Source organism: Schleiferilactobacillus shenzhenensis LY-73 (genome assembly GCF_000469325.1).
GTDB lineage: Bacteria > Bacillota > Bacilli > Lactobacillales > Lactobacillaceae > Schleiferilactobacillus > Schleiferilactobacillus shenzhenensis.
The window spans coordinates 64507-72542 of the sequence record NZ_KI271590.1 but is presented as its reverse complement, the minus strand read 5'-3'; the positions used below and the strand labels follow the sequence as shown (position 1 = coordinate 72542).

The 8036-nt window shown below is 51.0% G+C and carries 6 protein-coding genes; 2 read left to right on the top strand and 4 right to left on the bottom strand.

Features of this window, described 5'->3' with window-relative positions:
* Positions 1-156: 156 nt before the first annotated feature.
* Positions 157-1620, bottom strand: a complete 1464-nt coding sequence (locus tag L248_RS08435) for a family 1 glycosylhydrolase (RefSeq protein WP_022529753.1) — start codon at positions 1618-1620, stop codon at positions 157-159.
* 159 nt (positions 1621-1779) lie between these two features.
* On the opposite strand from L248_RS08435, the gene L248_RS08430 reads away from it, so the two are divergent.
* Together L248_RS08430 and L248_RS08425 are read left to right on the top strand one after the other, a co-directional pair.
* Positions 1780-2637, top strand: coding sequence for an aldo/keto reductase (locus tag L248_RS08430; protein WP_022529752.1), 858 nt, complete (start codon positions 1780-1782; stop codon positions 2635-2637).
* A 288-nt stretch (positions 2638-2925) separates the two neighbouring features.
* Complete coding sequence (locus L248_RS08425; protein WP_040535742.1) at positions 2926-3813, top strand: Rgg/GadR/MutR family transcriptional regulator; 888 nt, start codon at positions 2926-2928, stop codon at positions 3811-3813.
* A gap of 1163 nt (positions 3814-4976) precedes the next feature.
* Here L248_RS08425 and L248_RS08420 read toward each other — a convergent pair.
* The 3 genes from L248_RS08420 to L248_RS08410 are packed head-to-tail and all read right to left on the bottom strand — an operon-like array spanning position 4977 to position 7857.
* On the bottom strand, positions 4977-5396 hold the full coding sequence (locus L248_RS08420; protein ID WP_022529748.1) for a hypothetical protein: 420 nt from the start codon (positions 5394-5396) through the stop codon (positions 4977-4979).
* Between the two features lie 14 nt (positions 5397-5410).
* A complete protein-coding gene (locus L248_RS08415) occupies positions 5411-5995 on the bottom strand; it encodes a CPBP family intramembrane glutamic endopeptidase (protein ID WP_220095315.1) in 585 nt (194 codons plus the stop codon).
* Between the two features lie 56 nt (positions 5996-6051).
* Positions 6052-7857: an ABC transporter ATP-binding protein gene (locus L248_RS08410; protein ID WP_040535740.1), complete on the bottom strand. Its 1806-nt coding sequence runs from the start codon at positions 7855-7857 to the stop codon at positions 6052-6054.
* Between the last annotated feature and the right edge of the window lie 179 nt (positions 7858-8036).

Genomic DNA, 8036 nt, shown 5'->3' with positions numbered 1-8036 from the left:
GGCTTCAAGCCGTGCCCACCACGTTCCACGCCCCCTGGCGGAGGGCCCAAATCGCCGTGTCCCGGGGCCCTTTCTTTCCACACAAACAGGCTGACACATCATTCACCGGTCTCCGCAGTGAATAATGTGCCAGCCTTTGCTTACCTCGCCATACAGTTAGTCGTTACTCAGGTCCGCGCCATTGCTGGCGATGACCTTCTTGTACCAGTAGAAACTCTTCTTCGGGTGGCGGCTGTAGTCGCCCTCCTGCTTGTCGTTGCGGTTGACGTAGACGAAACCGTAGCGCTTGTCCATCTGGCCCGTCCCAGCGGAGGCCAGGTCGATGCAGCCCCAGGTCGTGTAGCCGATGAGGTCGACCCCGTCGGCGATGGCGTCGCCCATGGCGGCAATGTGGCCCTGCAGATAGGCGATGCGGTAGTCGTCGTTGATGCTGCCGTCCGCCTCGACCTTATCGAAGGCCCCCAGGCCGTTCTCCACGACCATCAGCGGGATATTGTAGCGACCGTAGATCCGGTCCAGCGTGATGCGCAGACCCAGCGGATCCATCGCCCAGCCCCAGTCGTTGTACTTGAGGTAGGGGTTCTTGTTGGTCTTGGTCTGGTTGGCCTCGGCCGCTTCGCCTTCGTTGGTCGTCGTCTGGACGCCGGAGGAGTAATAGCTGAAGCTGTAGAAATCCACCGTGCCCAGCGCCAGTGTCTGGCGATCGGCGTCGGTGATGTCCAGTTGGATATTGTTCTCGTCGAAGAACCGCTTGGCGAAGGCCGGATACTCGCCCCGGACCTGGACGTCGCCGCAGAAGTAGTTGCGCATGTTGTTGCTCATGTCCGCCTTGAAGGTATCTTCCGGCTTGGCGGTTAAGGGGTAGTCCACCCCCGCTGCAATCATGCAGCCGATCATATTGTCCGGATCAACGGCATGGCCGATCTGAACCGCTTGGGCACTGGCGACGAATTGGTTGTGCAGCGCCTGGTACTGGGCCTGCAGCTGGTTGCCGCCGGCTTGGACCCCCACGGGCGCCGACAACGGCGCGCCGTCCGCTAACGGCAACGCCCCGGCCATGTACGCCCCGAACGGCGACTGGAGCATGTTGATCTCGTTGAACGTCAGCCAATAGTGCACGAGCCCCCGGTATTCCCGGAACAGCGTCTGGGCGTAGTTCACGAAGAACCCGATCACCCGCCGGTCCTGCCAGCCGCCATAGGCTTCGGTCAGGTGGTACGGGGCCTCATAGTGGGAGATCGTGACCAGCGGCTCGATGCCGTATTCCTGGCACCGTTCGAAGATTTTCTTGTAGAAAGCCAAGCCCTTGCGGTTCGGCTCTGCGTCGTCGCCATTGGGGAAGATCCGGGTCCAGGCAATGGATAGGCGGTAGGTCTTGAAGCCCATCTGGTGCAAGTAATCCAGGTCTTCTTCCCAGTGGTGGTAAAAATCACTGCCGGTGTGGGAAGGATAATACGTATTCGGTTCGAGTGTTTTAGTGAAGTGGCGGGGGTGATCCACGTCGCCCCCGGTTAACATGTCCGCGGTGCTGACGCCCTTGCCGTCGACGTTCCACGCGCCTTCATATTGATTAGCAGCGGTCGCGCCGCCCCATAAGAAACCATCCGGAAACTGTGCCAAATTGATCTGTCCTTTCTCTAATCGCTTACCTTTCTATTGTAACGGAACAAGACACCGGTTTCAGGGGTTTTCTGTCACAACTTCCAAAATTCGTTCCAAGGCGGTACACTAACTAATGTAAAGTAAATCATGACAGACACATAGAAAGAAGTGGCATCTGTGGCAGACATTAATGCAAAGAACGCGGGCCAATACCGTTTTGATGACGATTTTGTTGTGAACCGGCTGGGTTACGGTACCATGCAGCTGACTGGCAAAGGCGTATGGGGGCCGTATCCAGACCCGGACCGGGCCGTCAGCGTAGTGCGCAAGGCCATCGACTTGGGTGTCAACTTCTTCGACACGGCCGATTCATACGGCCCCTGGTTTGCCGACCGCTACTTGGCCGCAGGCTTGCAGGGCGCCGCGAACCGGGACGCCCTGTTCATTTCTGACAAAGTCGGCCAGACCCGGATCGGGCCGAACCAATGGATCCCGCTGGGCGTGCCGGCCTACCTGCGCCAGCAGGTCGAGGTGTCCCTGATGACCCTGGGTATCGACCATGAAGACCTGCTCTTCCTGCACCGCATCGACGCCCATGTGCCCCTGGCCGACCAGGTCGGCGAGTTGCAAAAGCTCAAGGACGAGGGCAAGATCCGGCACATCGGTCTATCCCAGGTCACCCTGGATCAGCTCAAGGAAGCCCAGAAGTACGCCCGTATCGACGCTGTGGAGAACCTGTATAACGTCGCGAACCACAGCGACGACGACATCGTCGACTACGCCGAGGCCCAGCACATGGCGTTCGTCCCTTGGTTCCCGCTGAACACCGGCAAGCTCACCGGCACCGACAGCCCGCTGGAGAGCATCGCTAAGAAATACGGCGTCTCCCCGGCGCAAATCGCCCTGGCCTGGCTCTTGAAGCGGTCGCCGAACATTCTGCCGATCCCTGGGACCAGCAATCCGGCGCACTTGGCAGACAACGTGGCCGCGGCCAATGTACAACTAAGTGAAACAGACTTTCACCGGCTCAACTGATTGACACCAAAATATTCAAGTCATTGCTCCCCTCGAAGTGCCAGCCGAAGGGCATGATGACTTTCTATTCAGTTGTCTGATAACTGTAGACGTTGGTCGGTGCTGGACCGTCTGAATCATCGTACCAAATTAAGCTACCACTCAGTAATACTAGAAGTAACAAGCTAATGACTTGACGAGTTCTGCTCTTTTTCATCTTAGTATCTTCCCTTCGTTTTGGATCTCCATTCACGCATGACTCAGATGACATCAAAGGCCTGCCAGCAACAACATACGAGGAGGAAAATCATGGAATTACCAATTGGAGAAACCTTTAAAGATTTTCGTACTGACAAAAATCTTAGCTTAAGCGAAGCCGCAGGAGATATTGTAACCAAATCGTTCCTTTCAAAATTTGAACGGGGCGGCACTAGTATCAGCTTTAATAACCTCTTGCAACTACTGCAACGGATGAATGTTACTGTCAGTGAGTTTTTATACAGAGCATATGGTTATATGTGGACTGGAAGTGCTGCTTTTTTTAATCGCTTGTCAGTAGCGGCCGCTACTGGAAATGTTGAAGCGCTTAACAAGCTTATTCAGCAGGCAAGTACTAAATATACGTCAAGCGGGTTACAAAGCGACAAAGTTAATTTGATTGTAGCCCGGTCGGTAAAATTAACCTTTGAAGATCAATCTTTACCTAATAATGAAACCAGCCAAGTACTGGACTATCTTTTTGAATCGGAGGATTGGCTTCACTATGATTTAAAAGTATTGACGTATATTCTTCCATTTATCCCGCCAGACATGTTGCCACATGTCAGTCATGCTCTAATCAAACACACAGAAGAGTATATTAGAGTTGGTATCAATTCGCGCATAGTCGCTGAAGTGCTATTGAACATACTGGCGCGTCAAATCGAACTGCAGCACCTCCATGACGCGCAGGTACTACTCCACGATTTAGATAGAAATCCGACAATCAGAAGTATGATGATGTTTTCCATTAATTTGCAAAGCCTAAAAGCGGCTTACGAATACGTTTCTGGGCAAACCGAAGACGGTTCCAAGGAAATGTTGTGGGCACTTGACACGTTGCGTCATCTCGGTTCAGATAAGTTGGCCAAACGGTTATCTACTCAGTGGCAGGAGCTAACCGGTGTCCCTACTGAGGAGCTCGTTAATCACCAATAACCGTCTTTACCGTTACAAGCCGTCGCTACCCTCGAATGGTGGACAACGTCCTAACCCAATATGGTGTCCAACACCATGTTGGTGTTTTTTTGACTGAGCAGATGTGTTACGACAATTACACAACCGGATGATCATTCGTAAAGCCATATCGGTTACCCCCCCTTCTCCAGTATTAACGTTTAGTACACAATTATTTTCGACAGACATCCCCTTTTGAAATTCTGCCTCATATCTTCATCATCGGCGGTTTTCCAGAAACTGATGTTGCTTAAAAACGTCAGGCTTCATCACGAGTAACCTCTAGAAGAATCGCCAGAGCTTTTGTGAAGTTCTGGGACACCCAAGAATACGTCTGCTCATCGAGCATGTTCCCGTTATAGTACTCTAGCAACACATTTTCCATTGACTGGTACGACAACCGATGAGCTAAATATTCGCGCCAGAGTTGCTCTCCTGTTGTACTACTTGTCACGATCCTACAATCACCATCCCGCCTCGGTGTCAATCGTATAGCAGCTACACTTGAATACGTCTCGTGTGGCTTAGAAGCCTCGGCGTTCCCACGGCCACTCACCGTAAACGATTCCCATACTCAGCACCTCCTTTCGTGATCTATTCCAGGTAACGGCAACAGTTCTCTACCACCGGCCGCTGGCACTGGTCCAGCTGCCGGATACGATTCCCAAGCTGATTGTGATCGTCAGTTTTGGTACGGTAATCAGGAACCAACCATTCATATTACTCACCTCCTCGAATCCTCACGCTATTCTCTCAAGAAAACGACAGTAGCTTAAAGCCCTGACCCATTTGTGTAACTTACCTTGATGACACCCAAGTTCACCGTGACAGTCAAGGGAATCATTGCGATCGCTGAATTCACCAACATGGTTTTCACCACCTTCCGCTGTGCCCAAAAGCCTAAAGCCCAGAGCCGTTCGTGTAGCTCACCTTGATGACTCCTAAGTTGAGCGTAACAGTCAGTGGAATATCGGCAATCATCGCATTCGTTAACATTGCTATCACTTCCTTTCAATGTCGTTCACTCCCAATAGTGAAACACACCTTCAGGTACGCTGTTTATTTTACGCCCAGGTGTTCACGCTGTATTCTTTGTTGTTTCCTGTGGAATCACCTCCTTTCGGTAACGTGAACTTACGCGTGTCTTACATAAGCACGTCTCGTTGTAATCGCATCATTCGCCGCCCCTGATACAAAAGCTGCATCAGTAAAAATGCATAAACGAAGGTCATCACAACAGAAGTGAATGTGGCTTGTGTCTGTACGTGGATGATTTTCAAAACTGCAACTTTCTGAATGATCGGTCCGAGTGGAAGACGCAATGTCAGCACATGATACAGGATAGTGAATACAGTTGAGCTGGCTAGAAAGGCTTCAGTTCTGTACCTGTGCGTTGCCAATAGAACGGTCAGTGCACTCCAAATCAGCAATGGAATCACAAGATTCAACAACAGAAAGCCAACCAGATTTTCTTTGGTAATTGTCTGTACGAGAACAACAAAGTCAATCACCAGTCCTATCAACAAGAGCAAACAGAAAAGCTTTTCCTTAGTGTTCTTCATCATATTGGCAACTCCTCTCAAATACTGAGCAAGTCTAAGCCCGTGTTATATAGCCAATGGATAAGCATTGGTACCCGCAAGCTATGGGTTTTCTGGGCAATATAGCCAAGCAACAATCCCATTGGAAAACGGACAATCAAGTTGAACAACATGTTCTCAAAACCACCTACATGGCTAAGAAAGGCAAACATTGCTGCTTGAATCAGATTTGCTCGTGTCTTGGAAAATGAACCCGTGAGGGAATTCATAATATACCCACGGTACAGGGTCTCTTCTCCCCATGCCACAGCGATGTACCCTACCCCACTGTAAATCACAGGACTGATCACAATTTGGAAAACGTACACTAACCCAAGTACAGAGATGAGCCCGATGATGAATAAAGGCGGTATTAAACCCTGCTTAGTCCATTCCCGTTCTATAACCGATGAACGCTCGCTACCAAGTATTTCCTTTCTTGCTGCCCACCGGGTCGCCCATATGGCACCAATGTATGCACTGCTGTCCAGCAGATGGGCAACAGATCCGTTGGCCAACTTTTGCCCGAACAACGCGGTGATCACGTAGCAGACAAGTAATGCAAATGAAAATACCATCCACATCACGCCGCTCCTCATCACGGCATCGAATCGCCCACTTTTGATTCGCCCAGTATTCGTCATAGCGTCTGCTCTTTCAAGTAGCGGGCATACGTATCATTGGTGTTGCTCAGTGACTGCGGCGTCCCAACCCCAGTGACCCGACCGTCCTCTAAGACAATGACCTCATCTGCATCCCGAATACTCGATAGCCGGTGGGCAGCAGAAACTACCATGTGATCTTGGGCCAAGGAATGCATGATGCCCCGAATAATATTCTCTGAATCAGCATCAAGATTGGCGGTCACTTCGTCAAATAAGTAAATATTGGCATCGCGCAATAAAGCCTGCGCAATCGTGAGCCGTTGTCGTTGCCCTCCCGACATATTATTTCCATATTCGTGGAGCGGGGAATCCAACCCCTGCGGCAGCCCGTTGACCCACTCACCCAAGTCCACTCGGCGCAGAACAGCGTTGAGTTGCTCGTCGGTAGCAGTGGGATTGCCCATCTTCAAGTAATTCTTGAACGTGCCGCTGGTAATCTCACTGACTTGGGGAACATAGGCAATTTGGGCTCGCCATTGCTTTATTGCATAACGAGCAATAGGTTGATCTCCCAAGCAAATTTTCCCAGTATCTGGTTCGTAAAAGCGTTCAATCATCCCCATTAATGTTGACTTGCCCGCGCCGCTTGGCCCGACCAGTGCATACAGATGTTGCGGCTGTAACACCAAGGACACTTTTGTAATACCCCGATTTCCTGCATACTGTAGGGTGACGTCACTAAGTTGGAGTGGCTGGCGACTAATTTCTTTTCCGTCCAGGGATTTTCCTTCATTGTTTTCGGTGACAACACTGTTGAGCTGATCTTGCAAGCTTGCTGCTGCGCCCTCAGCGGCCTTACGGGTTTGGATATACGACGAAAAGTTGCTGACGGGCCCCGCAATCTGAAAGGCAAACAGAATAAATGACACCAACGTCCCATTCGTCATCTGACCATGGGCGATCATATACCCCCCGACGGCGAAGATCAGAGCAATAATTCCCAGCAACAGGGTAGACATAATAGGTTGCACGAAGGCCAGTACTTTAGCCATTCTTCTCCCGATGCGGTTGAGACTTTTGGTCTCCTCTTCGGCATTCTTGGTGAAAGTTGACTCGGCGCCATTGGCTTTAACCATCCGAATGTTGGCAAAGGACTCGGTGGCCATCGCGGAGTAATCGCTCAATTCGTTTTGATACTGCTCGACCGGATGCACAACTCTGGGACCAATCATTGCCAAGGCAATCCCAAAAATTGGAAGAGTAATGAGGACCATCAGTGTGAGCAGCCAGTTCAAGTAAAAGAGCACTATTGCTGTCCCGACGACCATCACGCTGCCGTTAACCAGATTAGGATAACCGCCGGAGAAATATTCCTTAATCAGCGAAAGATTGTTGACCAATCGTCCCGCCAACTGTCCTGACGGATGGCTGTCGAAAAATGAAACTGGTTTCTCTAACAGCGTAGCGTACGTTTTGTTCTGCATCAGCCGGGTCAGTGTAAGCCCCGCAAGAGAGAAAAAATAATTCCCCATGGCTGTCAGTCCTGCTGACGCCACCATGAGACCGATTGCCCAGCCGACAAGGGCACCATCGACCCCGTTCTTGTATCCATCGATGATGATCCGGATGACGAGGGGAGCGGCAATTGATGCCACTACACCCGCGACCAAAAGCAACGTTCCGGTCATCACTTGCAAGTGACTGAGTGTGTTATGCTGTGCGAGTTGTTTCAAAGCACTGCGCCCCCGCTGACGGCGCAGGTGCCATTCAACATGAAAACCAGGTGCTTGTTGCGGGGCATCATCTTTGTCCACCTGGCTATTGTTCGTTACCCGAATCATGATCAACCGCTCCTTCCAGAATCTCAATTTGAACGGGTTTCCCTGCTAACCAATTGCGCCGTTCGATAGTGTTAATTTACCACGTTAAACAGGGCCACCAATCGGCGTCAACAATACAATCACGCCGATGAAGACAAATGTGTTGATGAAGGCTGATGTGCCGGCCTCAACTTTTTTCA

Coding starts and splice junctions, on each gene's coding strand:
- L248_RS08425 (WP_040535742.1), top strand. CDS start 2,926: ATGGAATTACCAATTGGAGAAACCTTTAAAGATTTTCGTACTGACAAA.
- L248_RS08420 (WP_022529748.1), bottom strand. CDS start 5,396: ATGATGAAGAACACTAAGGAAAAGCTTTTCTGTTTGCTCTTGTTGATA.
- L248_RS08415 (WP_220095315.1), bottom strand. CDS start 5,995: ATGTGGATGGTATTTTCATTTGCATTACTTGTCTGCTACGTGATCACC.
- L248_RS08410 (WP_040535740.1), bottom strand. CDS start 7,857: ATGATTCGGGTAACGAACAATAGCCAGGTGGACAAAGATGATGCCCCG.